This window comes from Pseudomonas sp. FW215-R2 (assembly GCF_058789255.1).
In genome coordinates this window covers 80,828-106,275 of the sequence record NZ_JBYTBO010000010.1, presented here as the reverse complement: position 1 = coordinate 106,275, position 25,448 = coordinate 80,828, and the positions used below count along the sequence as shown (strand labels likewise).

Annotated in this window: 27 protein-coding genes; 18 read left to right on the top strand and 9 right to left on the bottom strand. The window is 54.7% G+C overall.

What is annotated here, in order from left to right:
• Positions 1–48: 48 nt before the first annotated feature.
• The 4 genes from AC3WRD_RS15745 (at position 49) to AC3WRD_RS15730 (ending at position 3,842) form a co-directional block, all read left to right on the top strand.
• On the top strand, positions 49–264 hold the full coding sequence (locus AC3WRD_RS15745) for a DUF4287 domain-containing protein (RefSeq protein ID WP_102622053.1): 216 nt from the start codon (positions 49–51) through the stop codon (positions 262–264).
• A 13-nt stretch (positions 265–277) separates the two neighbouring features.
• Positions 278–763: a GNAT family N-acetyltransferase gene (locus AC3WRD_RS15740; protein ID WP_102622052.1), complete on the top strand. Its 486-nt coding sequence runs from the start codon at positions 278–280 to the stop codon at positions 761–763.
• Between the two features lie 85 nt (positions 764–848).
• Complete coding sequence (locus AC3WRD_RS15735; RefSeq protein WP_102622051.1) at positions 849–2,537, top strand: DUF2599 domain-containing protein; 1,689 nt, start codon at positions 849–851, stop codon at positions 2,535–2,537.
• A 66-nt stretch (positions 2,538–2,603) separates the two neighbouring features.
• Positions 2,604–3,842, top strand: coding sequence for a DUF2599 domain-containing protein (locus tag AC3WRD_RS15730; protein WP_096820164.1), 1,239 nt, complete (start codon positions 2,604–2,606; stop codon positions 3,840–3,842).
• Positions 3,843–3,937: 95 nt separating this feature from the next.
• On the opposite strand, the gene AC3WRD_RS15725 is transcribed toward AC3WRD_RS15730, so the two are convergent.
• Positions 3,938–4,390, bottom strand: a complete 453-nt coding sequence (locus tag AC3WRD_RS15725; protein ID WP_102622050.1) for a GNAT family acetyltransferase — start codon at positions 4,388–4,390, stop codon at positions 3,938–3,940.
• A gap of 335 nt (positions 4,391–4,725) precedes the next feature.
• Here AC3WRD_RS15725 and AC3WRD_RS15720 point away from each other — a divergent pair, with 335 nt between their 5' ends.
• Entirely contained in the window at positions 4,726–5,796 is a 1,071-nt protein-coding gene (locus AC3WRD_RS15720; RefSeq protein ID WP_102622093.1) for a hypothetical protein, read from the top strand.
• 224 nt (positions 5,797–6,020) lie between these two features.
• Here AC3WRD_RS15720 and AC3WRD_RS15715 read toward each other — a convergent pair whose 3' ends face one another.
• From AC3WRD_RS15715 to AC3WRD_RS15705, 3 genes are all read right to left on the bottom strand, one after another.
• Positions 6,021–6,590: a LemA family protein gene (locus AC3WRD_RS15715; protein ID WP_102622049.1), complete on the bottom strand. Its 570-nt coding sequence runs from the start codon at positions 6,588–6,590 to the stop codon at positions 6,021–6,023.
• A gap of 3 nt (positions 6,591–6,593) precedes the next feature.
• The gene (locus tag AC3WRD_RS15710) at positions 6,594–7,697 is read right to left on the bottom strand and encodes a hypothetical protein (protein ID WP_102622048.1); all 1,104 of its coding nucleotides are present in this window, start codon (positions 7,695–7,697) and stop codon (positions 6,594–6,596) included.
• A gap of 473 nt (positions 7,698–8,170) precedes the next feature.
• Positions 8,171–8,584, bottom strand: a complete 414-nt coding sequence (locus AC3WRD_RS15705; protein WP_102622047.1) for a hypothetical protein — start codon at positions 8,582–8,584, stop codon at positions 8,171–8,173.
• A 581-nt stretch (positions 8,585–9,165) separates the two neighbouring features.
• On the opposite strand from AC3WRD_RS15705, the gene AC3WRD_RS15700 reads away from it, so the two are divergent.
• The 4 genes from AC3WRD_RS15700 to AC3WRD_RS15685 all read left to right on the top strand — a co-directional run bounded on the left by AC3WRD_RS15700 (position 9,166) and on the right by AC3WRD_RS15685 (position 11,634).
• Positions 9,166–9,468 (top strand): ArsR/SmtB family transcription factor, encoded by a 303-nt coding sequence (locus AC3WRD_RS15700; protein WP_007950555.1) that lies wholly within the window; start codon positions 9,166–9,168, stop codon positions 9,466–9,468.
• Positions 9,469–9,531: 63 nt separating this feature from the next.
• Complete coding sequence (locus AC3WRD_RS15695) at positions 9,532–10,527, top strand: zinc-dependent alcohol dehydrogenase family protein (protein ID WP_102622046.1); 996 nt, start codon at positions 9,532–9,534, stop codon at positions 10,525–10,527.
• Entirely contained in the window at positions 10,524–10,853 is a 330-nt protein-coding gene (locus tag AC3WRD_RS15690; RefSeq protein ID WP_102622045.1) for an antibiotic biosynthesis monooxygenase family protein, read from the top strand. Before AC3WRD_RS15695 ends, AC3WRD_RS15690 begins: the two co-directional genes overlap by 4 nt.
• A 418-nt stretch (positions 10,854–11,271) precedes the next feature.
• Entirely contained in the window at positions 11,272–11,634 is a 363-nt protein-coding gene (locus AC3WRD_RS15685) for a DUF6124 family protein (RefSeq protein ID WP_102622044.1), read from the top strand.
• Between the two features lie 65 nt (positions 11,635–11,699).
• Here AC3WRD_RS15685 and AC3WRD_RS15680 read toward each other — a convergent pair whose 3' ends face one another.
• Complete coding sequence (locus tag AC3WRD_RS15680) at positions 11,700–12,056, bottom strand: hypothetical protein (protein WP_102622043.1); 357 nt, start codon at positions 12,054–12,056, stop codon at positions 11,700–11,702.
• A gap of 555 nt (positions 12,057–12,611) precedes the next feature.
• On the opposite strand from AC3WRD_RS15680, the gene AC3WRD_RS15675 reads away from it, so the two are divergent.
• From AC3WRD_RS15675 to AC3WRD_RS15665, 3 genes are read left to right on the top strand one after another with little or no spacing between them, the layout of a single operon-like run.
• Positions 12,612–13,907: an anti-phage deoxyguanosine triphosphatase gene (locus AC3WRD_RS15675; protein ID WP_102622042.1), complete on the top strand. Its 1,296-nt coding sequence runs from the start codon at positions 12,612–12,614 to the stop codon at positions 13,905–13,907.
• Complete coding sequence (locus tag AC3WRD_RS15670) at positions 13,904–14,824, top strand: hypothetical protein (RefSeq protein WP_146013088.1); 921 nt, start codon at positions 13,904–13,906, stop codon at positions 14,822–14,824. Before AC3WRD_RS15675 ends, AC3WRD_RS15670 begins: the two co-directional genes overlap by 4 nt.
• A gap of 13 nt (positions 14,825–14,837) precedes the next feature.
• Positions 14,838–15,701, top strand: coding sequence for a hypothetical protein (locus AC3WRD_RS15665; protein ID WP_102650852.1), 864 nt, complete (start codon positions 14,838–14,840; stop codon positions 15,699–15,701).
• 401 nt (positions 15,702–16,102) lie between these two features.
• Here AC3WRD_RS15665 and AC3WRD_RS15660 read toward each other — a convergent pair whose 3' ends face one another.
• Together AC3WRD_RS15660 and AC3WRD_RS15655 are read right to left on the bottom strand one after the other, a co-directional pair.
• Complete coding sequence (locus AC3WRD_RS15660) at positions 16,103–17,209, bottom strand: DNA alkylation repair protein (RefSeq protein WP_102620894.1); 1,107 nt, start codon at positions 17,207–17,209, stop codon at positions 16,103–16,105.
• A gap of 2 nt (positions 17,210–17,211) precedes the next feature.
• The gene (locus AC3WRD_RS15655) at positions 17,212–17,817 is read right to left on the bottom strand and encodes a glutathione S-transferase (protein ID WP_102620895.1); all 606 of its coding nucleotides are present in this window, start codon (positions 17,815–17,817) and stop codon (positions 17,212–17,214) included.
• Positions 17,818–18,227: 410 nt separating this feature from the next.
• Between AC3WRD_RS15655 and AC3WRD_RS15650 the strand changes: the two genes are divergently transcribed.
• The 3 genes from AC3WRD_RS15650 to AC3WRD_RS15640 all read left to right on the top strand — a co-directional run bounded on the left by AC3WRD_RS15650 (position 18,228) and on the right by AC3WRD_RS15640 (position 20,782).
• Entirely contained in the window at positions 18,228–18,632 is a 405-nt protein-coding gene (locus tag AC3WRD_RS15650; RefSeq protein WP_007935965.1) for a TraR/DksA family transcriptional regulator, read from the top strand.
• A gap of 228 nt (positions 18,633–18,860) precedes the next feature.
• Entirely contained in the window at positions 18,861–20,465 is a 1,605-nt protein-coding gene (locus AC3WRD_RS15645) for a methyl-accepting chemotaxis protein (protein ID WP_102620896.1), read from the top strand.
• A 113-nt stretch (positions 20,466–20,578) separates the two neighbouring features.
• A complete protein-coding gene (locus tag AC3WRD_RS15640; RefSeq protein WP_096820153.1) occupies positions 20,579–20,782 on the top strand; it encodes a hypothetical protein in 204 nt (67 codons plus the stop codon).
• A gap of 6 nt (positions 20,783–20,788) precedes the next feature.
• Here AC3WRD_RS15640 and AC3WRD_RS15635 read toward each other — a convergent pair whose 3' ends face one another.
• Positions 20,789–21,037 carry a hypothetical protein gene (locus tag AC3WRD_RS15635; protein ID WP_102620897.1) on the bottom strand — a complete coding sequence of 83 codons (249 nt, stop codon included), beginning with the start codon at positions 21,035–21,037 and terminating at the stop codon, positions 20,789–20,791.
• A gap of 406 nt (positions 21,038–21,443) precedes the next feature.
• Between AC3WRD_RS15635 and AC3WRD_RS15630 the strand changes: the two genes are divergently transcribed.
• The 3 genes from AC3WRD_RS15630 (at position 21,444) to AC3WRD_RS15620 (ending at position 23,247) form a co-directional block, all read left to right on the top strand.
• Entirely contained in the window at positions 21,444–21,914 is a 471-nt protein-coding gene (locus AC3WRD_RS15630; protein ID WP_007950541.1) for a hypothetical protein, read from the top strand.
• 5 nt (positions 21,915–21,919) lie between these two features.
• The gene (locus AC3WRD_RS15625; protein WP_102620982.1) at positions 21,920–22,117 is read left to right on the top strand and encodes a hypothetical protein; all 198 of its coding nucleotides are present in this window, start codon (positions 21,920–21,922) and stop codon (positions 22,115–22,117) included.
• Positions 22,118–22,233: 116 nt separating this feature from the next.
• On the top strand, positions 22,234–23,247 hold the full coding sequence (locus AC3WRD_RS15620) for an ABC transporter substrate-binding protein (protein ID WP_102620898.1): 1,014 nt from the start codon (positions 22,234–22,236) through the stop codon (positions 23,245–23,247).
• A 38-nt stretch (positions 23,248–23,285) separates the two neighbouring features.
• Here AC3WRD_RS15620 and AC3WRD_RS15615 read toward each other — a convergent pair whose 3' ends face one another.
• Positions 23,286–25,418, bottom strand: a complete 2,133-nt coding sequence (locus AC3WRD_RS15615) for a TonB-dependent receptor (RefSeq protein ID WP_102620899.1) — start codon at positions 25,416–25,418, stop codon at positions 23,286–23,288.
• Positions 25,419–25,448 lie beyond the last annotated feature (30 nt).

The following is a 25,448-nucleotide window of genomic DNA, read 5'->3' as shown; positions in this document are numbered from 1 at the left end:
CAAGGAGCGTTATCCGACACTCCGTCGAGATCTCAGGGAGCTTGCAGCATGAGCGAAGACGCAAAAGTGAAAGGCCCGGCATCCTACTTTCCTTCAATCGAAAAGAAGTACGGCCAGCCCATCGATCACTGGCTGAAGCTTCTCGCCAGTATCACCGACAAAAAACACATGGAACTGGTCACCTGGCTCAAAACCGAGCACGGCATGGGCCACGGGCATGCGAACGCGCTGGTCGCCCATCATCTGGCAAGCGGCAAAAAGTGAGGGCAGGGCAGCCATGAACTTGAACCACAGGCCGGTGAAGGCTGACGACGTCAAAACCATTTGCAGTTTTCCGCAGGGCGTTCAGGAGTTGTATTTCATGTTCCCGAAGGCGGAATTTCCGTTGACGGAAGCGCAGATGAACGCCGCGATCAGTCAGCGCTTCGACTCCACGGTTTTCGAGGTGGATGACGTGGTGGTCGGGTTCGCCAACTTCTATCGCGCCGAGCGCCAGGGTATTTGCTGCATCGGCAATGTGATCGTGGCACCGAGTGCCCGGGGCAAAGGCGTGGCCCGGTTTATCGTCGAGACCATGACTGAACTGGCCTTCGAGCGCTGGGAGGCCAAAGAGGTGCAGTTGTCCTGTTTCAACGAAAACACGGCGGGATTGCTGCTGTATCCGACGCTCGGGTTTGTGCCGTTTGATATCGAGGAACGCGCTTCGCCGGGAGGTGGGCGGACGGCGTTGATTCATATGAGGCGCAGCAGAAGTGCGGCTTGATCCACTATCGGTTTGACCGTCAGGGTTGTGCTAACTACGCTGCTTTTCATGGAAGTGTCATCTCGCACGACAAGGAGTGTCGGTTATGCGCGCAGCCGTTCGTTCGCCTTTTATCCTGAGCCTGTTCCTGCCCTTGGCATTCAGCGCCGTGGCTGCCCAGCCACCCCTGGATCCGCTGGAAACCCTGAACCGCATCAATCGCAACTACAACACCCTCAAGGATGCGTGCCAGGAGCCTGACACCGGCGCCGCTCGCGGGCATTACTACTGCAGTGGCGTGACGTTGCGCATGGTCAACGACGGGCCGTTCAACCCTTGGGACTACAGCCCTTACGCGATCAAGATCGGCGCAACGTCCTACTCGTGGATTCGCAAGGATCTGAGCACGCGCATCCTCATTCACCCGGCCGGTTTCATCCTGCGCAATCCCACCGATGCAGCGGCGCTGCAACTGCCGGTCAAAGAGCAAGGCTTCACCTGCATCTACGCGTTCGATGGCGGCACCGGGCCCGAGCGCAAGTGGTATGGCTGCGGCTTTTTCGACAGTCGTGAACCGCCGCGCGCCGCCCAACCACCGATGAACAACAAGAACGCTGCGCTGGCTTATGGCACCTGCGCGGAGGCCGGAGTGAACACTGCCGAGCAGTGGACCAACAAATACACCGGGCTGATGAAAGGGCCGATCCAGTACGGCCAGTGTTCCTGGAACGCGGAGAAGCCCAGCGACTGGAATGCGATGATCCGTGTCCACGAATCGCGGGTGAACACCACCAACAAAGACCCCTTTGCCTTCAGCGCACAGGTCAACGAATTCATGTTGAAGAATGCCTCGGCCACCAACGATGGCAGCGAAAACATGAAGTACATCGACGCCTTCATCTACAACGTCAACAGCACCCAGAACTTCGCCACTCGCGGCGATCAGGCGCCACCCAAACCGGAAGACGGCCTGAACAGTGCGCGCAATTTCCAGAAGAAACTCCAGGCCCAGGGTTACAGCGTGCCGATCCTGCGGCTGGATTTCACCAAACCACCGGAGCAGCGCTTCAGCTATGTCGCGGCGGATCAGGCGATTGATCTGACAACGGCCGGCAACGGTCAGCCTGCACCTGTTACCTCTCGCTATATTGCCTCGGCCAATTGGGTCGAGCGCCACGACCCCGGCACTGGCAAGAACGAGTGGGCGCTCAACGTCACGCCCACCGCTCAGGGCAAGGCGATTCAGGCCAGCGACCAGGAGGCGTTGTACAAGGAGTTGTTCGCGCTGCGCGGTGCCGACAGCCAATGGCGCGACAACGAAAAATCCCCCGGCAGCATGCGTCAGCAACTCAGTTGTCTGGTGCAGAACTACCCGGGCAAGACCGAGTGGAATCTGGAGCCGTTCCGCCCCGTCGTCACCCCTCAGGAAGCCGCCAAGGCCGGTTGCAACCCGCTGCCGGTCAAGGCACCGCAGTACATCGCTTCCGCCGACTGGGTCAAACGCTACGACCCGGGCACCCGTCAGGACGAATGGACCTTGAGTGTCGTGCCAACGGCGGCCGGACGCGCTTTGCCCAACGACCAAATCGATGCTCTGTACCAGCAGTTGTTCGCCCTCAAGGGTGCCGATGGCAACTGGCGCGACAACGAGAAATCCGCCGGCAGCATGCGCCAGCAATTGAACTGCGTATTGGTGAATTACCGCGCCAAGACACCGTGGAATCTTGAGCCGTTCCGGCCTGCGCTTTCGGACAGCGAGACCCGTGCGGCGGGGTGCAATCCGGTTACGCGCTAAGCCCCGCCGGGTACCGGACGTCATTGAACAGGGAAGACGAGAAGAACAATCAGGGAGAAACACGTCATGAAAGAACGCTGGAGCAGGATCGTCCCACTACTTGCGGTTCCGTTGTTTCTGCACGCGACCTCGGCCAACGCCGAGTCCTGCGAAGACACGCTGAAACGCGTTGAAAGCTTGTACAACAACACCACCGCCAGTTGCGGCAAAGACCCGGCGTCAGACTGTTCGGGATTGCTGATTCGCGGCACTCACCGTGCCGATCCGGCAAAAGGGCAGAAGTGGGATGTCTGGAACCCAAGCCCCAAAGCGGTCGAGCTGGGCACGTTTGCCGCGTCCTACATGCGGGCCGATGGCATCAGCTACGAAGACCCCGGCATGAGCACCCAGAACGGCTACATCATCACCCCGGTCGACATGGTGCGTGACCCGGAAAATCCGGTGCACGTTTACTGCGCGTTTCCCAACGATGCCTGGACCGATTTTCGCGACGACCGTGGCTGCGGCAACAACAAGAACACCAGTCAGACCGAGGCAGTCTGCCAGTCCATGGCCCCGCCGATCACCAACGTCAACGCCTGGGTCGCGCACTTCACCAAGTTCAACAACGACCGCAAGCAGGACCAGTTGCAATGCGGCTTCAACATGCGCAACCCGATGAGCAGCCAGGATCGGGTCAACGCGTTCCAGAACTTCATGGGCGCCCGACGCGTCATCAACACCCGTGAATTCCAGACCCAGACCGAACTGCGCCTGGGCAACCCGAAGACTGATGAGTTGCCGATCCTGGCCTTTTTCTACAGCGATTCACGGGGTCTGAACGACGCCCTGGCCAACCAGCGCGACTACAAAGCCAAGACCGGCAAGGACCGCAACATCGTCAAGATCGACTTCCCAAAAACGCCGACCAGCAAGGCTACGTTCTCGTGCATCCAGACCGCGGCGCCACCGGCCCAACAGTTCTGCGACAAGTACATCGAATCCAGCACCTGGGCCCAACGCGACGACCCGAAACTCGGGCCGAAGACCTGGTCACTGCAAGTCGTGCCGACTGCTTGCGGGCGTGCGATCAAGGATGACCAGACCGACCGGATGTTTGCCGAGTTGTACAACAAACACAAAGACGACGAGCAATGGCGGATGTACAGCGTCAATGGCGGGTCATTGCGCCGGCAGCTGGTCTGTCATCTGGCCGCATCGTTCGATGGCAAGCCTGTGAGGAACAAGCCTGAGTGGAATCTTGAGCCAGCGCGGCCGTATGTGGATCAGGCGACGGCGGTGGCTCAGCGGTGTAATCCTTACTGAGGTTGTTGAGTGGTGGAGCCCTGTCTGCCGATGCCTTGGGTATCGGCAGGCAGGATTGTGAGCAGCTGTCCCTTGCTCATCAGATCAGAGGGCACTCAGCAGCGCTTCTCTTCAGGCATCACTATATTCGACTCGATCTTTTTCCCCATGCTGATGCGCGGTTCGGTCGAGTACCCCAGAGATTCGTAAAAGTTTTTGACGCCTTCATTTGTGCTGACGATTTGCAGGTTGATTTTCATGCAGCCACGCACGGTCAAGGCGACCTCGGCGTGGTGCACAAGTCTCGCGCCCAGGCCATTTCTACGATGTGCCGGGTGCACCGCAACCGAGTAGAGCCAGCCACGATGACCGTCGTATCCCGCGAGAACGGTACCGATAACGTCATGTCCTGCCAACGCTACAAAAAAGAGACCGTCCTCAACAGCCAGTTTCTTGTCGATAGCAAGGCCGGGAGTGTTATGCGCGGTTTCGTAACCGAAAACGGTTTCCCAGAGTTCCACGACACCGCGGCGATGGTGCTCATCTGAGTATTCGGCAATAGCATCCATGGTGTAGCCCTCGAAATGAAGGGACTGACGCTAGCGTCTTGGGGTAGGGAATGTCTACTTTCTCTTTTTGGCCGTCAGGGGACGCTCGCTGAGTATTCATCGTTGATGTCCCCGACTGATATTGATGCCAACACGAAGCTGATCAGTACCGGTCGACAGTTTTCGTCGACCACGGCTAAGATCGGCGTCCATTTTTTCAAGGACGATCACCCGCGATGTACCGTACGATCAACGTTCATGTCGATGAGGCCAGTTGGCCTGGTGCCGGCAAGATTCCAGATTTTCCGTCTGCGTTCACTGCCGGCGCCAGCAGTTTCAATCTGAACATCAACTCGATGTTATTGACGATCGGCTACCTGACAACACCGACTTCTGTCACTGGCGTTTCACTCGCAGAATTCTGGGCGTGGGTAAGGTATCTGGCAGCGATCACCCCCCATGATGCAGACCTGCGTTTGACAAGAAGCTATGCAGATCTTGATGCGCACCAGAAAACCATCCTGAGCGATGACTTCGGAATGGGAGTGCCGATGGTCTGGCTTATGAGGCATTTGCCATTGGCAGAGATTGTTGATGGTCGTTATTTTTTGCAGCGCTATGGTGCGAGTCATGGCGCACACCAACATCGCACCGCAAAGCGAGGGCCGAACAAGACACCTGATTTTGTGGCACGAGACCGCGATGGCAACTGGCACATCATGGAATGCAAGGGTACTCAATCGGGCGAGGCTTTCAGGGATCGTCAAATCAATTCGGGCATATCCCAGAAACTCTCGATCATATTCCCGCCCGGGCACACAGGCCAACGGTTGGTCTCAGGTCTCAGCATCGGAATTGAAGATGGCAATCCGAGTCACCTGATGATCATTGATCCAGTCCCAGACGATCCTGTAACAATTGCCGAAAGTGAAATGGAGTTTGCCAAGGATGCCGCAACCCGTGGCGTAATGGCCAAATTGCTTCGGTCGACAGGCTTCGAGGTTGCCGCAGAGGCGCTAGCGGCACCGTTCGGCAAACCACAGGCCATGCCTCCCTCGAAAGGAAAAGCGGATAAGAAACGCGTCGAGTACCTGATGGATCGAGACCGGCGCGCACGAGAAGAGCTGCTGGAAAGTACCTCAAGGCATCACCTTTTCGATGATCGCTATCGAGGTCGAGAGGTTGCTTTTCAATTGCCGAGACCCATCTATATTCAAGGCGCTGCGATTTCAAAAGTTACCGTAAGACAAGGTATCAATCTGGATGCACTCGATCTGCTCCGAGAGCAACCTACCATCGAGACATTGGTCGACCCATCCCGTAATCATTGGATCGATATGATGGGAACAAACATTATTGACGATGACGACAAAACTGCGACGCTGCAAATCGGGGACATTTTCCGCTCCGAGTTGATTCTTGAATGATGGCTTGATGGCTAGTCCCAATTCATTCCAGATTGTTCTGCTGCACGGTGCCGTAAAGATTCATCTTGCGATACGGCGTGGAGCGCAAAATACCAGCGGATTTTCCAGCGCCGGCGGTGCAACGGCTACAGCAGGCAGGCGGAGAAAATAAATCAGTCCCCATTTATAGGGGGAGCCGCTCTGATCGTCCATCACCCTTATGGACGATCAGAGCATCACGCGGGTCAGAGATTCGGGGTGTAAGAGAAACCTTGCGAAGCTTCGCTATCGGAGAACGGCGTAACCGGAGATTTCTTGTTGAACAGGCCATTGATGACCGAGCCAGGGAACATTTCGATGGAGTTGTTGAACAGCTCGACGTTCCGGTTGTAAATGGTGATGGCCGCGCCGACATTCTCTTGCTGTTCGGCAATTTCACGCATCATGTTGTTCGCCGCTTCCGATGCTTTCAGATCAGGGTAAGCCTCAAACGCGATGTGCAAGCCACCCATCAGCGCCTTCGTGGCGGTTTCAACGGTCGCGAGGGCATTGCCGTCCGCTCCGGCAGGAAGGCTTTTTACGGCGCTGCGAAGGCCGGCTATTTTTTCGAGGAGGCTGGCCTCAAAGACCATGAAGTCTGCAAGCACCTTTTGCAGTTGATCGAGAATCTTCGTCTTCTGGCGTTCGTAAACGAGGACGTCCGCCCAGGCACGTTGTACTCGATTGTGCCCCCCGATAATGCCGTTGTAGATGACGAAGCCCGTCACGATTATGACTGCAGCGATAATGGCGGAGAGGGCGAGTGGGATGTCCATGTCTTACTTCTCTTGGCGGTTTTTTGGGAGAGAGGAGGTAAAGTTGTCGTCGTGCAGCTCACTGAGTGCATGGCTCCATTGGAGCGCAGACATCAGGCGTGGCAGATCGACACCAGCAGAAATTTCTGCGTAAAACTCGTTGGGTGAAGACAGCGAATATTGAGTACCGAACGCGAGCAGGTCGCTATCCGCGAAGCTCAGGCAGAGCTTTCCACTGTCGGCGAACTCCAGGTTCGGACGATGGAGAATGTTGAACAGCTTCAGCAAGTGGAGCACCGTCGAAGGCTTGATGAATTTCGCACAGAGCATCTCGCTGCCACCCGTCAAACGGAACGCTTTATTAAAATCCGGAGAAGCGGTGTCCATGCGGCACGGATAGTCGTTCTCTGACTGATCATCAGATCTGACCGATACCCCGGTGACCCATGGAAAGTCGATGACCAGACTGTACCTGTCGTAATGGTCATAAATCACTCGAGTCTCCGTTTTTGTTTTTCCCTGGTCGTCGGTAACAGTGGTTTTCTCCGTTCGTTTGTTGATGTAGTGCAGCCGGTGGTACTCGTAAGGGAGGTTGCGGAGCGTGCCGGTAAATACACCCTGCATCGAATCGATCAACTCGCGGCTGTAGTTGCCGCGCCAGTAATCACTAAACTGCGCATCCAGCTTTTTGAGGGTCAAGCTCGAGTCTTCTTGCAGGTGAGTCAATCCGTTGTGGAAGTAGGATGACAGTCGAGCAATTTTGCTACTGAGTGCAGGCAAGCGATCAGATTTGGATTTCATCCATAGCAGACTCCAAATGGCAGACACGATGCCAAGCAAGCCAGAGCCCATGCCGAACAAGACGGGATCAATTTGCAGCCGGTAAAAAAAAGAAGCGACGTTACGGGAATCCAGATACCCATAAAGGGCCACAGTGCTCGCAATCAATAACATGCCAGTGCCGAAAAACCACCATGCGCGTGTGTAATTGAACTTGAGCGGGCCATTGTACGAGGCGAACTCTTGGATCACTTCCAATAGGTCGTCCTTGGATTCAGCCCTGTCCAGGCGGGCTTCGTTCACCGCCAGCAACTTATTTAATCTCGCGTTCTGCGATGTGTTGGGCATGTAGACATCCATCAACGAGAGCAAGGTAGATGACTCACAGAAACATTGGGATGGCATGTTGGTCCCGCGTCCCCCGTAGGCACAGGACGGTGGTCAATGAAACCGGTAAAACACACGACCGCAATGCTTTCGTTCAAAGGCTTGAAGTCGGCGAGTGTAAGGTTTTCGGATTCAATGGGAAGAGCGGGTGATTCATGGATGCCTGGTGCGGGAGCAATGGCCCAGATTGAGGATTTGACTCTATTCATAATCTCTCAGTAATTTTGAAAAAAAAGTGGACAATATTGGTTCTGGCCGAAAGCGGTCAGTCATGAGCAACTGGTTACGGCCAGTCCCAGGGGGCAAGGGCGAACTTTCTCAATACTGCAACGCCACTCTTGCGCCCGCTGGGTCCCGAAGGGGCGTTCCCCCACCCTTTAGTAGAGGTTTATGAATTCAGACCCCACAGCCGACTCGTCCACAAAATATATTCTTTAGTTTCTTGTATCAAGCCCGCCCATTTGATTCGGGGTACTCCGTGTGATGTGGCCGTCGCTGTAATAAGTATCCTGCCCTCCGTTTATGTTTGAAGTGCTTTGAGATGTACGGCCATCGCTGTAGGTGGTGTTTTGCCCACCCATCTGGTTGGAGCTACTTTGTGACGTGCTGCCATCACTGTAACGAACAGATTGTCCGCCATTAATGTTCGGACTGCTTGTTGAAGTTCGGCCATCGCTATAGAAGGTATTCAGTCCTCCCAAGCTGTTGCTAGTGCTAATAGAGGTTGTACCATCATCATATGTGCAGTTGTAACCGCCGGTCGAGTTGGCGCTGCAAGTTTCAGCAATGGCTTGATATACCGGTGAGGCGAACAAGATCGAACCCAGCAGGACAACTTTCAGATTCATGGCGGTTCCTTGTGAGAGCTATCGAGATAGTAAGTAAAGTAAGTGGTTTTCACGCGGCTGTGTGGAGTTTGAATTTTTGGTATGCAAGAGGAAATGCAGTGGTTTGGTTCCTCGAACTCCTTGAATAAGACTAGAGAGAAAGGCTGTTTTGCACATCACATTGGAGCTAATGGAGGTGGCAAGCTGCCATTATCTATACAGACTTTACGACCCTAATTAAGTTTCCGTCACGTGAGCTTATTTTTTAGCCGACACAACGTGAGCGTTTCGCGAGGTTACGTTTTCGGCCAGGGTGAGGCGCGCTGGTTACGATGCTGTCCGATTTGGCTTGTAAACAACCACTCGCGAACGTCTGCTAATGGCCGATTGTCTTCACGCAGAGGCGGCCGATATTGACTGTGGGTTCAACCGGCAGACGTCTGATCACGTTATTCAACGGCGCTGCGCAGTGGTGTAATCCGTACTGAGGTTTTTCGCGGTGAGATTCGGTCTGCCGATGCCGTGGGTGTCGGCAGACCGGTTTGTTTTCCGTTGGTCAAACAGCGTATTGACATATCGAATAATCTCGATATTATCGCGGCATGGACCTGATCGAAGTATTCAAAGCACTCTCAAACCCGGTACGGCTTGAAATCCTGAAAGGCTTGAAGGACCCCGTAAAGAACTTCCCCCCGCAGGATGAGGGCGACGTTCACACGGTGGGCGTGTGTGTGAGCAGTATTCAAGAGGGCATCGGACTCTCGCAGTCAACGGTGTCCGGTTATCTTGCAACGCTGCAGCGCGTGGGCCTGGTTGAAGTCAGGCGCATCGGTCAGTGGACCTACTACAAGCGCAATGAAGCCAACATCAGCGCTTTGGCCGAGGTCATAGGGAAAGAGCTGTAAAAAAATTTACCGCATTATATCGAGATATCTCGATATCCCTTATTATCGATACGAGGACTTACCATGAAAGCGATGCTGCTTGAATCATTTGGCAACCCGGAATCGTTCACACTCTGCGACGTACCCAAGCCCGTGCCGGAAGCGGGGCAAGTGCTGGTCCGGGTACACGCCACCTCGATCAATCCGCTGGATTACCAGGTCCGACGCGGCGACTATCCCGACCTGGTACAACTGCCGGCCATCACCGGACATGACATCTCCGGCGTAGTCGAAGCGGTTGGCCCGGGCGTGACGGCTTTCGCACCGGGCGACGAAGTCTGGTACACGCCGCAAATCTTCGATGGCCCCGGCAGCTATGCCGAAAACCACGTGGCGTCCGCCAGCATCATCGGCAAAAAGCCGCGCTCGCTGAGCCATCTCGAAGCGGCCAGTCTGAGCCTGGTGGGCGGGACGGCATGGGAAGCCCTGATCGTGCGGGCGGCGCTCAGAGTGGGGGAGAGCATTCTGATCCACGGCGGCGCAGGAGGCGTCGGACACGTCGCCATTCAGCTCGCCAAAGCGATGGGCGCCAAAGTGTTCACCACCGCGCGCGAAGCAAACGCCGAGTTCGTCCGCCGCATGGGCGCCGATGTGGTCATCGACTACGAAAAGGAAGACTACGTCGACGCCATCCTGCGAGAAACCAATGGCCTCGGAGTGGACGTGGTGTTCGACACCATCGGCGGCGACACCCTGTCGCGCAGCCCCGACGCCCTCGCACAACTTGGCCGCGTGGTCTCGATCGTCGACATCGCCCGGCCACAAAACCTGGTTCAGGCCTGGGGCAAGAACGCGAGCTATCACTTCGTTTTTACTCGCCAGAATCGCGGCAAGCTCGATGAATTGAGTGCCCTGGTGGAACGCGGTCAACTGCGGCCACATGTTGGCGCGGTGTATTCGCTTGCGGAGATTCCGCTGGCCCATGCTCGGTTGGAAAGTCCCAACAATGGTCTTCAGGGGAAAATTGCGATTGCGGTCGAGCCGGCGCTTCGGGCGGGTTCTGTGGGGGATGCGTCATGATTTATGAGATCGCTTTGTTGCCTGTTCACGCAGAACGTGTTGATGAGTTCCGGCGTGCATTTGGCCAGGTTGCGTCTTTGCTACGCCGGGCAAAGGGGTACGGCGGGCACATGCTTGCGCAGGGTATTGAAACGCCGGAGCGGTTCAACTTGATTGTGCGGTGGGAATCGCTTGAGGCTCATACGGATTTTGAGGCGGGGGAGGATCACAGGGTCTTTATGTTGGGGCTGGAGGGGTATTTTTCGGAGGAGCCGCAGGTTTATCACATTGAGGGGGCGGGTTTTAGTGCTGGTGAAGGTGATGGGGCGCTTTGGCCCGGAAACTGAAACATGCTTTTGTGATGAGGGCGCCGGACTGGGTGACAGTCCGGCTTTTGTCCGGAGTTAAACGCGGTGCGCATTGGTTGTTTAAACCAGTCCTACAGTCACACCCGGATGCCCACAGCGCCTTGCGCCGTCCCCTACACCTAAGACAGAATCCGCCGGCTTGTGCGTCTGGACCCCCGACCGTAACTTGATTCCCGTTACTGCCAATCAGTGATCGGGTCTGCAAGCCCGCCGGAAAACCAGTCGCACAGCCTGCCAAAAGGACGCTCGTTCGCGTCCGCTCAATGGCGGCTTTGTGCGGGAGACCCTCGGGTCTGCCGGGTGCCTGGTTTCCCGGTCTTGCAGACCCGCACATGGCTGCCACCCATCATCTGCAAGTGATGCTGGTAGCTCCTATTGAAGAATCAGGAGTTTCACCATGATCAAACCAACACCGAATCCCCCGGAAACCGATCCGGTTTCCCCCTATAAATTCCCCGACTCCCGAACCTTGAACGAGGCCGCCGAACGCGCGCTCGATCATTACCTCACTCCGCAGCAACGGGTCATGGGGAGTCACCACAAACACGATCCGATGTACCTGGCCAATCCGGCGTACGACATCGAATCACTGCTCGCCAACGCCAGCGAATCTCTCGGTTCGGCCAGCGAAATGCTCAACAACTTTGCGGCCACGCTGGAGCCCGCTCACCGTAAGACTGCGATAGGGATTGCGCAGATTGTGATGCTCGGGGAGTTGGCGGTGAATCAGGCGTTGGATAACGTCGAACTGAAGACTTAAGGCTGTCCTTCAGTAAAAAGGGAGCAGATTCACTACCTGAATCTGCTCCCTTTTTTGTTTTGAGCTCAGCCGTTGGCGTTTGCTCTCTTTTCCGCCGTCACGATGCAAGCCTTGTAGAAATTGGAATGGAAATCGCTGATCGCTTTCTGCTGCAAATTCTCGCTTGAGTATTGAGGAATCTCGTACGCCTCGCGGATCAACGACTTGAACACCTCACCCACATACTCGTTCTGCTTACCTGTCGCTTCGGCCAGTTCCAACACCGAAGCCATGGGCACGCCTTGCTGTCTGGTTTTCATGACCTGTTTGGCCGAGTTTTCTATACGTTGGCACTCTTCTAGCTCTTCCTGCGGCACGGGAGAGGCAAGAGCGGAAAAGCTGATGGCGAAGGTTACTGCTGCTGCCAGACATTGTTTGTGCACGAGGTGTCGTCCCTGGTTTTGAGGCTGAACCTTAGCATTCGTGGCTCGGCGCCACCATTGTTGGCAAAGGGAGGGGGTAGTAGTCAAAAATCCGGTGCTTTACCGGGCTCTGAACGCTTGAAAATTCAAAAAAATTAAATCTGTCTCATTATTTCGTGGGGCTTGGGAAATAGGCTCATGCTATCAGGCTAAGAAAGTCGCAAGGACACAAGCTGAAATTGAGCCATTAGTGTCGACCCTCCGGGCAAAAACGAAGGGCGTTATGTTTATAAATGTCAGTGAAACGGCTAAGCGTTATATCGATAGGTTTGGTGTTCTACGTGGTAGTTGTAATCATTGGGACGAGCAAAGGAAATAGTCACCGTTTTTATTTCAGTGATGAATGGAATCTGTGCTCGAAAAAATCGGTTCTGGTCGCCTCCGCCTTTCCAAACTGCTTGTGTTTGTGGCTAAAAGCCATTATTAATTATGAGCTGCGCGTCAATTTTGCTGTGGGGCGCAAATGTAAGGGCTGTGTCAATACAACTTTAGTATCGTGTACTGTTAGGAGGGCGCATGTGGGAAGAACGAATTGAGAATATTGGTAACGATAACTTCGATAGAGACCAGTATGCTCGCGACAGGGCAAGGGTAATTCATTCTGCTTTTTTTCGTCGACTACAAGGTAAAACCCAAGTTCTTGGCCTTGGGGAGAGTGATTTTTATAGAACTCGGCTGACCCATTCCTTAGAAGTTGCGCAACTTGGTAGTGGGCTTGTGGAGTTTTTAAGTTACAAGCATAGAGATGAGGTAGGTAAGACAAAGTTTTTGCCTTCCAAGGAGTTGATAGAGACCATAGGTCTGGCGCATGATATTGGACATCCTCCATTCGGGCATGGAGGCGAAGTTGCATTGAATTATTCAATGAGGGAAAGTGGTGGTTTTGAGGGGAATGCTCAAACTCTCAGAGTATGTACGGAATTGGGTGAGTACTCGGATCAAGCTGGGTTGAATCTCACTAGGAGATCGTTACTAGGCGTCCTAAAGTATCCGGCAACTTACAGTGAAGTGGTGAATTTAAAGGCTTATAGTGCTGGGGGGCGAAAAAACATCGATGGCTATAAGCCTCCAAAATGTGTATTTGACTCTGGTGTCTCATCGCTTGATTGGATTTTAAAGGGCCTAGGTTTAAGTGAGCGGCAGTTGTTTTCGTCACTTGATAGTTTTGAAGGTAAGCATAGTAAAACAAAGTATAAGTCTCTCGACTGCAGTATTATGGAGATTGCTGATGATATTGCCTATGGAGTCCATGACTTAGAAGATGCAATAGCATTGGGGTTGGTAACGATAGGCTCGTGGGGTTTGGAAGTTGTAGAGCCGATAAAAAGTTCTTTGGGGAAGTATAGTTTAGAAAGTAAAATTGATGATTTAACGTTGGATCTGTTTTCAGGTGTTAATAGGCGTCGAAAAAAGGCCATCGGTGAATTGGTTAATCACTTCATAACGGCTTCAACTGTCTCCGGATCTGGGTTGTTCTCTGATTCGATATACGATTACTCAGCGGCAATTGATGCTGAGGCTAGAGCCAGTTTAGATCTCCTTCAAGGGTTTATACGTAAAAATGTAATATCAATTCCAGAGGTTCAAACGCTGGAATATAAGGGGCAGCAGATGATAATGGATTTGTTTGAAGCTATTGCTAATAATCCAGATCGCCTTTTGCCATTGAAATATAGGGAGCGTTTTAGAGAGTCTGGGTTCAACTTGCGAGTGGTTTGTGATTATCTGTCTGGTACCACTGATGATTATGCTACACGGCTTTATCATAAAATTTTTACTCCGTCCTCTGGTTCTATATTTGATCGCCTATGAAAAGTATTAGAGCTGTTACAGATAACCAGGTTTGTAGGTCTTTATTGCAGAAGGCTGTGCGGCGAGGGGCTGTATCAGTCGTAGAAAAAGTTGTGGTTCACCTTTTACAGAAAGGAGAAGCAACTTGGCTTAGAAACAGACTTGGGGTCATCGCTTGTGAAGAATCGTGGATGTATTTGGGTGAGCTCACGTTTACGACTAATGAAGAAGTGCTAATAAAACAATATATGGATTTGGCGAGCTGCTCGAAAAACAAAAACGCAGCAGGCTTGGGTAGCTTGGCTTATGAGTTATCAAAAGGAGTCGAGAGTGTAATTGTAGGAGATGACATAAATAGTAAGCATATTAAAATTGTGGCGGAAGCAATAAGGCGACCTGATGATTTTTGGTCCTGGGTGAAAAAAAATCAGATGGATAGTAAAGATTTAAAGTTTTTAGCTAATGCAGAAAGTGGTTTTAAAATGGCGGGGTGGCCATGGGATAAAGCTTTTACGCTGGCGAGTGCATATTTATCTATTATTGGAGATGTTCCGCAAATAGTGATGAATGAGTCGTCAAATTCTGCGTTCTTTCCTTATTGGGTTGCTATAGATAAACATACTTCTTTAGGCAAAAGATCGCTATTGAAATGCGCCGAAAAATTCAGCTTGGATAAAGGAGGGCTAGGATGGGTTCAGTTTTATTTAGAAAGTGCAAAGTGCGAAAATCTCCAATTTTCTTGGTGGTGGGAAAAAGAAAAAAAGTGGAGGTTCGAGAGTGAGGGGTTGGGAGAGGGGAGGGCTGAGGCTATCTGGTCTGATGCGTGCGTTTTTTTACATGAGCTATTATTTTCTAAAGGTTTAGCTATTGCTGAGGAGTTGGATGGTTCTTTTGATAGATACAACAAAATAATGAAAAATCAAGGCAGCCTAATTTAGCAAGGAGTGAGCTATGGCAATTACAGATGCGAATGAAGTAGAGAAGATTGTTAGGGTTTTGGAAGCGCGGGGCGCTAATTTGTTTCATGCTTGTCAGCTTAAGGATTTTAGATCTTATGTAAAGTTGGGAGGTGTTCCATCTCGCAATAAGCTGCTTAATAGTGGTCTCGATTTCACGGTTTTTGATACGGACGCGATTGATAAAGAGAACAAGGTTTGGGATAAGGTATTTGGTAATTTTTCGGATTTTGGTCGGCAATTTGCTAAGCCGGAAACAAGATCGCAACCTAATCCTTATGGACCAATTCAAATTGTAATGAAACCTAACATTTTGAGGTCGGTTACTGATTTGTCAATCACACTGAGATCTGCCGGTGCTCGTGATTTCGATAGAGATAATGAATGCTTAAAAGACTCCCAAGATTTTGAAAAGATATTTCAGTTTGCTGATGCAAATCAAACGCAAAATGTTAACCAAAGAAGGAATATAGCGTTTGAGCGTGAGTTAAATATTAGGTTTGGTCGGAATAATTCTAAATCTCCAGAGTTTAATTGTGCGGTGGATAGTGAGATTCTCAGTTTTTCTGACGCGATTTACATACTCGTGGATGCCTGTGTGTATAGGGGGGAGGAACTTTCGGTTGAGGTTCAGCGACTGACGGGTAAAAGAGTAATAAAAAGAAGTTACCAATGTCCGGATAAAGAAAAGATAATTAAGGAGCTGTCTGAGTTGTCGGTTGTTAATGATTGTACGCGTGAGTCATTACTTGCGGGAAATTTTGCAAGTGAGCGTCTAAGGCAGTGGGTGGGTGAGTGCGATGGTTTTTACTATGATAGATTTATTTCTTATCTGACTAATGGTACAGTTCGCGCTTGATGGTAGAAATTAATTAGTGGGTTTGAGAAGAGGCTAAATGATATCCGTTGGGGCGGTATATATTTCAATAGATACGCCCCTTACGTGTTGGTTTGGTTTATGGGTTTTCATTGTTTTTTGTTTAGTCTTTGTGTTGTTGTGAAATTTCACGTAGGCCTGATTCCTGCAGGTTGTTGCGATCGTAACATTCCTTTTTTATGATGATATTTTCTCTTTTGTATTGATTTAATAAGGTTCTGTTATTTGTGAGCTGGAGTTTTTATATTCGGAATGGGTCATGCTCAAAGGTTGAGTTTCTATATTTTTTGTTTTCTGGCTATTGATTTTTGGGCTGGTCAGTTTTGGTCGCTGATCGGAGAAGACTTTTAAGTTGAAGTTCGCGTCTGGCATGATTTTAAGTGTTATTCAATAACTACATTGAATGCGGTACTTGTTATTCCCTTTCCATTAACCATCACATGCACCACATGCCCCCCCGCATAATGCTTCCTCGTAGTGAAATCCTTAATCACCTGCCGCCGCACCACAACCTCACTCCCAAATCCCGCCAACACCAACGTCTTCAACTTGAAAACCTTGGCCGAAGTCCCACCATTCGCCTTCACATAGTCAATCGCATAATCAATCACCAACCGCTGTTCCACCGGCACCAACGACCGCACGGTGAATGACAAAGTGATCGTCTCTCCGAGCCGCACAACCGCCGGTTCAACCTTCACATCCAGCAACTCAACCTCAGCCTTGGCCCCCGCACCAATAACGGTGAGCGCCCGTAAATCCCCCTGTTTGATCAAGCTCCGCAACGCATGCTTCGCAATCCACGCTGTATGTTTGTTCTCCAGCGCCCATCCCTCAACCGTATCCAGCACCCATTCCGGATGTTCCTTGGTCACGTCGTTCAAATGATTCGCCACGGACTTGCGCACGTACAAACTCTCATCGGCCTTCAGTCGATCAAGAATCCCGGCGGCCAAGCGCGGATCAGCCTGCACCGGTTCCAGGCGAAACGACCATGGCAGGCGAGGGCGGCTGCCTTCGCTGGCGAGGCGGCGGACGTGGTGATTTTCGTCTCTTGCCCAGTCGTGCATCAGTTCCAGCGAGCGCTCCAGGTCGCTGCGCAGGAAGTGGCGGATGGCGAATTCGGAGGAGCCGAAGGTGGTGAAGTACTTCAGGGCCTCCATCGAGGTGCCGAACGCGTGCGTGCCGTAGCTTGCGACGTAGTGCGGCAGGCACATGCTGACGAAGCCGCTGTTCAGGCGCGGGGCGAGTTCACGTAGTACGGCGAGGGAATCTTCGTAGTCCAGTGGCAGCACGGCGTGCAGGCTTTCGCTGACGCGGGCCATGCGTTGCATGACGGATAGGTCGGCGAGACCGTCGTTGGCGTGCTTGAGAAATGCCTTGGCCTTGAACGCCGGGTACACGGCGCTCATTTCTGTGGCGATGTGTTGCAGGCGTTCGGCGTTGAAAATTTCTTTCAGGGCCGGGGCGGCGGTTTCGGTTGTGCTCATGGTCAGGTCATCGGGGTACTGATGAACGCTTGGAGGCCTTCGGCGTACGCGGTGTATTGAGCGATGCGCGGGAATCGTCCGGCGTCGATCTGGTCGGGGACGACGAGGTTGGTGAAGCTCCAGGCGACGGCGAGGGTGATGCCGTCCTGCTGGAGGGTGCCGTCGGTGGGCAGTGGGTGTTTTTGCAGCTCGTGTTCGAGGGCAGAGAAGGCGGCGGCGAGTTGGCCTTCGACGCGTTCGACCCACGGCTGATATTGAATGTCGGCCGGGCGCAGGTTGCGTTCGTAGTAGAGCTGCACAGCTTTTTCGCAGGCGGCGAGACCGAGGCCGATCAGGCGCAGGGCTTTCACGCGTTGTGGCAGGTCGGTGGGCAGCAGGGTTTTGCCGGACAGGGCTTCGAGGTAATCGAGGATCAGCGTCGAGTCGATCAGTACCTGGCCGTCGTCGAGCACCAGGGTCGGCGCCTTGACCACCGGGTTGATCTGCTGGAATCGCTCGAAGTGGCGGAACACCGACACCGGGTCGTGTTCCAGTTCGATCCCGAGGCACTTGGCGGAGATCGCCACGCGGCGCACGTAAGGGGAGTCCAGCATGCCGATCAGTTTCATGACGCGTTCCTTCAAGTCGAACCGGGGGAGGGCATAACGTAGCTGAGGTTGGAAAAAATGTCAGTCTTGGGAGCAGGCTGGTTTTGCCGTCGGGGATTGTAAAGAAATGCGACAAAGCGCCGCTCATCCGCCGTTTGTCTTCTATATACATCCGTTCGACTGAATTTCTTGCTATAAACGCACTCCGATGACCGCCGTGAAGCCTGTGTCAGAGCACTTTCCGGGCTTTGTCGGACAAATTCCCTGTATTTACAGTTGCTGAGGCCTCAAACGGGCCTTAGACTGCCGCCCCTTCGTAAATTGAGTGCCGGGTGGCGTTTGCAATAAACGATGCCTTTCCGATGACCGCAGGCGGTTCGCCGGAACGCTCCCTAATTCGCCTTAATGCACGTTTTTTTATAGAGATATCAATGACAAAGGACAAGTTGCTGGCCATGCCGGCAGATGACTACATGAATGCCGAGCAACACGCTTTCTTCAGCGAGCTGTTGCAGAACATGAAAGTCGAAACCCATGAGCGCATTGAGCAGAACCGTATTGCCATCGAGAGCCTGGACACCCCGGCTGACCCGGCGGACGCCGCCTCGGTGGAAGAAGAGCGCACCTGGCTGGTAAACGCGATCGATCGCGACCAGCGCATGCTGCCGCAACTGGAACAAGCCCTTGAGCGTATCAAGGAAGACAGCTTTGGCTGGTGCGACGACAGCGGCGAGCCTATCGGCCTGAAACGCCTGCTGATCAGCCCGACCACCAAGTACTGCATCGAAGCTCAAGAGCGTCACGAGCAGATCGACAAGCACCAGCGTCAGGCCTGATTCCTGAGGCGACCCCTTCAGTGTGGGTCGTCGCGAAAAGATCGCAGCCTTCTGCAGCTCTTATTTAAAGCGGCAGAAGGCTGCGATCTTTGCTTTTTCTCGTCTGCCGGAAATCCCCGCACCGTTCCATTGACCTGCCACAGACCCACGACTAACGGACCATGGATAATGGCCTTGTAGTGGCGTTTAATGCAGCCACAACAATGAGAACAAGCGTGGGGTAACGAAATGACGAGAGATGGATCTCTGGTTGCGGCTCTGCCTGCACCAGTTGTTTTGCCGAAGAATCGCTGGTTGACGCCGACCCTGCAAAGCATCGCCCTGATGCTGTTGCTGGCCGGGATGACTCTGGGCGAATGGCCGTTATACGTGGGCATGCCGCTGGCGGTACTGATCGTCTGGCTGCCGCGCCTGCGCTCCCGAGCGGTCCCCGATGCGCAACCGGTCGATAGCAGCAATGCGATGTCCGAGCTGACTCGCGATCTTTCCTACACCACCAGTCATAACGCGCTGTCAGCCGCCGGCGTGGCGTTTTCCGTCAAGGAACTGGCCGGCAAGTTGCAATCGCAACTCGACGCCGCCGCGCAGATCGTCAACAACGCCGAAGTCATGATCGCCACTGAACAAGCCACTTCCCAACTCAGCCGCGAAGCATTGGGCGCCGCCAGTGAAGCTCACCACAGCAGCGCAGCGGGGCGGACCGAACTGGTCGATTCCATTTCGCGCATGCATCAACTCAGTCAGCGCGCCAATGCCAGTCGTGAACTTATCGAAGCCTTGAGTCAGCGCAGCGACGACATCCAGCGTGTGACGCTGGTTATTCAGTCCATTGCCAGTCAGACCAACTTACTGGCATTGAACGCCGCCATCGAAGCGGCCCGGGCCGGCGAGCATGGGCGCGGCTTTGCGGTGGTGGCGGATGAGGTGCGCGGTCTGGCGGCTCGTACGGCGACGGCCACCGGTGAAGTGGGCGAGATGGTCGCCGACATCCAGCAACGCACGGCGCAGGTGGTGGAGCAGATCCGCCAGCTCTCCGACGATTTGCACACCGGTGTCGAGCAGGTCGAACACACCGGCCAGCACCTGGAAAACATCGCGCGACTGGCTGCCGGGGTTGAAACTCAGGTCGGTGAAATCGCCCGCGGTGCCGAGACCAATCGCGAGCAACTCGACAGCCTGTTCACCGCCATCGAGCAGATGCGCAGCGATCTGGCGATCAGCGATCAGCAGACCCGGCGCCTGGCCGAGGCGGCGGTGCAGATGGAGGGGCAGGCAGAAACCATCAGCGAGCGCCTGGCCGAAGTCGGTCTGGATGACTATCACCAGCGCATCTACGACCTGGCCCGAGAAGGTGCGGGGCAGATTGCCGCGCGTTTCGAGGCCGATATCGAGCAGGGCCGGATCAGCCTTGATGACTTGTTCGACCGCCAGTACCAGCCGATCCCGAACACTCAGCCTGCCAAGTTCCAGACTCGTTTCGACCGCTACACCGATCAGGTACTGCCGGCGATTCAGGAGCCACTGTTGCCGTGCCATGAGGGTCTGGTGTTCGCCATCGCCTGCACGCAGCAAGGTTATGTACCGACCCACAACCAGGCGTTCAGCCAACCGCTGACCGGCGATGTGCAGGTCGATACCGTGCACAACCGCACCAAGCGCAAGTTCGCCGACCGCACCGGTATTCGCTGTGGCAGCCATCAGCAACCGGTGCTGTTGCAGACATACACTCGCGATACCGGCGAGCTGATGCACGACTTGTCGGTGCCGATCATGGTCAAGGGGCGGCACTGGGGCGGGTTGCGACTTGGGTACAAACCAGAGAACCCGCGGTGAGGCATTGTTGCCGGAACTGCAATTAAGCTGTGCACGAGCGTTGCTTTTTCCTCTTGATTGAAATCATTAACATGCCTGCATAGTTAGGTTGCTAATGAATTCGGGAGGTCAGCATGCAATGCAGAGTCGATGTCGCGGTGATGATCGGCAGCGGTGTTCCGGCCGGGCTGCGTGCGATGGGGCAAAGCGTCTGCTGGGTGGTACTGCTCAATGGCGAGCGCCGGGGCACGGCGTTCGCCAGTCGTGGCGAGGCGGAGGAGTGCAGGGCTGCGTGGCTTGCGCAGTTGGGAGCCGAATCCGCTGACAGCCTGCACTGATTGCGCTTAATGGCCGTGTGCTGCCCGTGACTCCAGCGAGCGGGCGAGAGCACAGGCTGCGTTGTGATCCTCACGGAAACCTCTGACGCGACCTGTCGACTTTTCCCTGATATGGAAAAAGGCGTTGCCGGCCGGGACCACCTGAAACAGTGGCTCCCGGCCACATCGTTCCGGTGCGTAGTCAGTCCCCAGGCTTGGGCCATTCAAGACAAAGGGTGGTTCGTGGGCCACGGCAAAGTGGGTCAAAGTGCACATATGAAGTCCTTTTCATGGATTGACCCGCATTTACAGACGGTTGCGGGTAGTCGCGAGCAGCGTCGCTGCTCTAGAATCGCCAACACCTGTTGACGGCATGACGTTATCTAAAGCAATTTTTTGCGTGCGATATGTCGGAAAAGTGCTTTTCTTGGTGAGTTTTTTCCCTAAAGTTCGTAGTCAGTTTTCTCTGGCCGACCGTGAGGCGTTTTCCTTCAACATTTGGAGAACGTCTTTGCAGGTTTCGCGAGTGGCATTCCAGTAGTCTTGTGAACCTCGCGTTGAATGAGCACTTGGCTCGTTCAGGCTTTTATTCGAGTCATTGCGCAACACCATCGGCCTGGCCGTTTTTACTGTCGTGCGCGTTTTTCGCGTGCGGCACTCTTTCAAGTGTGGGGATGTTTCTTTGGCAGTCAGTAACCTCGATATGCATGCTTTGTTCGTGCTGGGTGATTTGCGGGCAAAGCTGGTCAAGCAGTTTCAATCGCGTTTTGTTTACATCACCGAGCAAAACGCCGAAGGCATTTACGTTGCCGAAATCGACACCGAAAGCGCATTGGTGGTCGACGACAAGCCCGGCCTCAAGCTCAAGGTCGGCGACCATTTCAGCGCTTCGGTATTGCCCAGCCGTGAAGGCGGCAAGATGGACATCCGTTTTCGCGAGATCAAAATGACCGTGTACGGCCTGGGCGACTATGCCTTCGTCACCACGGCCGATGGCCATGCCATCGTATTCAAGGAAGGCCATAGCGCAGTTACGGTGTTCGCCGCCAACGAGCAGCTACAGGAAGGCCTGACCAAGACCCTCAAGGCTGTCACTGCCAAGGCCGCCAAGTGGCGCAAGGGCGAATTGGTGACCTTCAAGGCCAGCGAGTGACGGGCGTGAGTCGCGCCGATTTCCATCTGCAGAACCTCGATAGCGCCCGCGACGAAGCCCGGCGCCTGTTCGATGCAAAGACCGAATTGAAGGGTGCCTGGCTCGGTTGGGTCGCCTCGCAGATCTACGCTTTGCAGCCTGCTGAATACGCCAGCATGGTCAGACGCGAGCTTCAACGCTTGAAGGAAATGTCTGAAAAGTAGCCTTGTCCGTGTCATGCCCCTGAAAAAGCAGGAACCTCGTCTACAGTCAGTTGACTGAGTATTCAGAGGCCCCAGGCCTTCCTGCTATTGCTGTGAACAGCACGAGGTGCAAAAGCATGAACGGATTTCGACGGTTGCTGGCCGCTTTTATGGCCACATTCGGCTTGATGGCTGCGGTGCCGGCGGTCAGTGCGGCGCAGACCCCGATTCACTTCGCCGACCTGAACTGGGAAAGCGGCAGCCTGATCACCGATGTCCTGCGGATCATCGTCGAGAAGGGTTATGGCCTGCCGACGGATACGTTGCCAGGCACCACCATTACCCTGGAAACCGCGCTGGCCAACAATGACATTCAGGTCATCGGCGAGGAGTGGGCCGGGCGCAGTCCGGTGTGGGTCAAGGCCGAGGCCGAAGGCAAGGTCGCCAGCCTTGGCGATACGGTCAAGGGTGCCACCGAAGGCTGGTGGGTGCCTGAGTACGTGATCAAGGGCGACACCGCCAAAGGCATCAAGCCGCTGGCGCCGGACCTGCGCAGTGTCAGTGATCTGAAGAAGTACAAGGACGTGTTCAAGGACCCGGAAACCCCGAGCAAGGGGCGGTTCCTCAACAGCCCGATCGGCTGGACGTCGGAAGTGGTGAACAAGCAGAAGCTCACGGCTTATGGGCTGCAGGATGACTTCACCAATTTCCGCAGCGGCTCCGGTGCGGCGCTGGATGCCGAAATCAGTTCGTCGATCCGCCGGGGCAAACCGGTACTGTTCTATTACTGGTCGCCGACGCCGTTGCTCGGCAAGTTCAAACTGGTGCAACTGGAAGAGCCACCGTTCGACGCCGAGGCCTGGAAGACCCTGACCGACGCCGACAATCCCAACCCGAAACCGACCCGTTCGTTGGCCTCGAAACTGTCGATCGGGGTGTCTGCACCGTTTCAGAAGCAATACCCGCAGATCGCGGCGTTTTTCAGCAAGGTCGATTTTCCGATCGGCGATTTGAACAAGGCACTGGCCGATATGAGCGAGAAACACACCCCGCCACGGGAAGCGGCGGAGGCGTTCATGAAGGCCCATCCGGACGTGTGGCAGGCATGGTTGCCGAAGGATGTGGCGGAGAAGGTGCAGGCAGGTTTGTAGTGAAGTGGCGAGGGGGCTTGCTCCCTCGCCAGGTTGAGTCAGAACCGGGTCTGCACTGCCAGTTCAAAGGTGCGCGGTGTGCCCAGGTAGTAAGCCGGCGACACATGGGCGAATTCGGCATACACCTCGTTCGTCAGGTTACGCACGCGGCCGGTGATAGTGGTGTGCGTATCGACCTTGTAACTGAGGAAGCTCCCGAACAACGTGTACGACGGTACGGTCATGGTGTTGGCATTATCCGCATACACCGAGGCCACATACCGCGCATCAACCCCGCCTTGCCACTGTGGCGAAAAGTCATAGGTCAGCCACAGATTGCCGACCCGATCCGGCACATTGGTCGGCGTGTTGCCCTTGCGTGATACCACCACGCCGGCGGCGTTCTTCTCGTTGAACTCATCGTATTGCGCATCGACCCAGGCAAAATTGCCCTCGGCCAGCAGCTTGTCAGTGATCCGCAGTGAGCTGGCAATCTCGATGCCTTTGGATGTCTGCTGGCCGACCGGAATGCTGTTGGTCGGGTCCAGTGGATCGGTGACGGCAAAGTCTTTGCGCTCGATGGTGTAAGCCGCGACTGTCGCGGAACCGCGACCGTTCAGATAGTCGAACTTGCTGCCGATTTCCCATTGCTTGCCCGTTGAAACATCGAAGTCCTGAGTACCACCGGGTTGCTCGGCGGCGGTGCTGTATTGCACATAAACGTTGGCTGATGGAATGAACTGGTAGGTCAGGCCGACGCGCCCGGTGACCGGTTCCCAACTGCGCTTGAGGTGGCGCGGGTTGCTCGCCGTCACCGTGCGATGGTTGGTCACGTCCAGATCGATGTCGTCATAGCGCAGGCCGGTGAGCAACGAGAGTTTGTCAGTCAGTGCCAGGCGGTTTTCGGCGAACAACGCCTTGGTGGTGACCTCGTTGGTTTTGTCGCTGACAAATCCCGGCTTCGTGCCCGGAATGTCATAGAAGTGCCCCGGGCGATAATTGTTCGGGTCCACGGTGCTCGCGCCTTTGACGTTGAGCGGCGAGTTGGTGGTCTGGTTGACCTTGTACTCGAAGCCGCCGGACCAGGTGGTGTCGAGGCCGAACAGCGTGTTGTCGTGGCGCAGTTCGAACTGATTGCCGTCCTGCTCACCCTGATGCCGCACCTGATACGCAGTGGAGCGGTTCACGGCGCTGTTGTCGGCGTTGTACTGGTAGGTTTCGAGGTTGCGGTAATCACGCTGGCTGTCGAGGTGATAGAGCGTGTTGCGCAGGGTGGTGCTGTCATTGATCCGGTAATCGATGATCGAGCGCACCCAGATCGTCCGTTGCTCGTAGCGGCCGTCCTCGACGTTGTAGTTGTTGAAGCGATTGTGGCGGTCGATTTTCAACTCGCCGGCCTTGGGGTTGAGCACCGGGGTGCCCCAGTACGGGCTGTCTTCGTGTTCGTCTTGGTATTCCAGGGCCAGGGTGTGCGACAGGTTTGGCGTCAGGTCGCTGAGCAGAGAGAACGCCATGCTCCAGGCATCGCGTTCCTGACGGTCGATGTAGCCGTTGCTGGTGTTGTGGCTGACGTCGAGGCGGGCGTAATGCTGCACGTCGGCGCCGGGCTGGCTGAGGGCGTGGTTGAGGCCGAACGCGGTTTCGGTGGTGTCGTAGGTGCCATAGCTGACCCGGCCTTCGGCGGCTTGCTCGTCGCGAGTGGCCAGTTTGGTCACGTAGTTCAGCGAGCCGCCCACCGAACCGGCGCCGTTGATCAGCGACGACGGGCCGCCGACCAGCTCCACCCGATCATAGATCCACGAGTCCACCGGCCGCGCCAAACCACCAGAGACATTGACGCCGTTGAACATCTGGGTGATCTGGCTGCTGGTAAAACCGCGATAGGACACGAATCCGCCAAACCCCGGCGGGGCACTGGCGTTGACGCCGGGCAGGGTGTTGGCGGCGTCCTGGAAGTTCTGCGCACCGTGGCGCTCAATGTCGTTGCGGTTGGCGATGGCCACCGAAGCCGGGGTGTCGCGTACGCTCAGGCCTAGGCGCGAGGCCATGCCGCTGGACTGGTCGAGGCTTAGGCCGGGTTCGGCGCTGGACTCGCCGTCAATGGTGATCGGCGCCAGATCCACGGTGGATTGTGCCCAGGCGTTGACGGACAGGCAGCCGCACAGGCTCGCCAGCAAGGTAAGTTGTTTCATCGATTGAATCCTGAATGCTTGTCTAGGAGT

Coding starts and splice junctions, on each gene's coding strand:
- AC3WRD_RS15640 (WP_096820153.1), top strand. CDS start 20,579: ATGCAATGCAGAGTCGATGTCGCGGTGATGATCGGCAGCGGTGTTCCG.
- AC3WRD_RS15670 (WP_146013088.1), top strand. CDS start 13,904: ATGAAAAGTATTAGAGCTGTTACAGATAACCAGGTTTGTAGGTCTTTA.
- AC3WRD_RS15675 (WP_102622042.1), top strand. CDS start 12,612: ATGTGGGAAGAACGAATTGAGAATATTGGTAACGATAACTTCGATAGA.
- AC3WRD_RS15710 (WP_102622048.1), bottom strand. CDS start 7,697: ATGCCCAACACATCGCAGAACGCGAGATTAAATAAGTTGCTGGCGGTG.
- AC3WRD_RS15715 (WP_102622049.1), bottom strand. CDS start 6,590: ATGGACATCCCACTCGCCCTCTCCGCCATTATCGCTGCAGTCATAATC.
- AC3WRD_RS15685 (WP_102622044.1), top strand. CDS start 11,272: ATGATCAAACCAACACCGAATCCCCCGGAAACCGATCCGGTTTCCCCC.
- AC3WRD_RS15620 (WP_102620898.1), top strand. CDS start 22,234: ATGAACGGATTTCGACGGTTGCTGGCCGCTTTTATGGCCACATTCGGC.
- AC3WRD_RS15665 (WP_102650852.1), top strand. CDS start 14,838: ATGGCAATTACAGATGCGAATGAAGTAGAGAAGATTGTTAGGGTTTTG.
- AC3WRD_RS15655 (WP_102620895.1), bottom strand. CDS start 17,817: ATGAAACTGATCGGCATGCTGGACTCCCCTTACGTGCGCCGCGTGGCG.
- AC3WRD_RS15650 (WP_007935965.1), top strand. CDS start 18,228: ATGACAAAGGACAAGTTGCTGGCCATGCCGGCAGATGACTACATGAAT.
- AC3WRD_RS15615 (WP_102620899.1), bottom strand. CDS start 25,418: ATGAAACAACTTACCTTGCTGGCGAGCCTGTGCGGCTGCCTGTCCGTC.
- AC3WRD_RS15690 (WP_102622045.1), top strand. CDS start 10,524: ATGATTTATGAGATCGCTTTGTTGCCTGTTCACGCAGAACGTGTTGAT.
- AC3WRD_RS15720 (WP_102622093.1), top strand. CDS start 4,726: ATGTTATTGACGATCGGCTACCTGACAACACCGACTTCTGTCACTGGC.
- AC3WRD_RS15705 (WP_102622047.1), bottom strand. CDS start 8,584: ATGAATCTGAAAGTTGTCCTGCTGGGTTCGATCTTGTTCGCCTCACCG.
- AC3WRD_RS15725 (WP_102622050.1), bottom strand. CDS start 4,390: ATGGATGCTATTGCCGAATACTCAGATGAGCACCATCGCCGCGGTGTC.
- AC3WRD_RS15745 (WP_102622053.1), top strand. CDS start 49: ATGAGCGAAGACGCAAAAGTGAAAGGCCCGGCATCCTACTTTCCTTCA.
- AC3WRD_RS15730 (WP_096820164.1), top strand. CDS start 2,604: ATGAAAGAACGCTGGAGCAGGATCGTCCCACTACTTGCGGTTCCGTTG.
- AC3WRD_RS15660 (WP_102620894.1), bottom strand. CDS start 17,209: ATGAGCACAACCGAAACCGCCGCCCCGGCCCTGAAAGAAATTTTCAAC.
- AC3WRD_RS15645 (WP_102620896.1), top strand. CDS start 18,861: ATGACGAGAGATGGATCTCTGGTTGCGGCTCTGCCTGCACCAGTTGTT.
- AC3WRD_RS15695 (WP_102622046.1), top strand. CDS start 9,532: ATGAAAGCGATGCTGCTTGAATCATTTGGCAACCCGGAATCGTTCACA.
- AC3WRD_RS15635 (WP_102620897.1), bottom strand. CDS start 21,037: ATGTGCACTTTGACCCACTTTGCCGTGGCCCACGAACCACCCTTTGTC.
- AC3WRD_RS15700 (WP_007950555.1), top strand. CDS start 9,166: ATGGACCTGATCGAAGTATTCAAAGCACTCTCAAACCCGGTACGGCTT.
- AC3WRD_RS15740 (WP_102622052.1), top strand. CDS start 278: ATGAACTTGAACCACAGGCCGGTGAAGGCTGACGACGTCAAAACCATT.
- AC3WRD_RS15735 (WP_102622051.1), top strand. CDS start 849: ATGCGCGCAGCCGTTCGTTCGCCTTTTATCCTGAGCCTGTTCCTGCCC.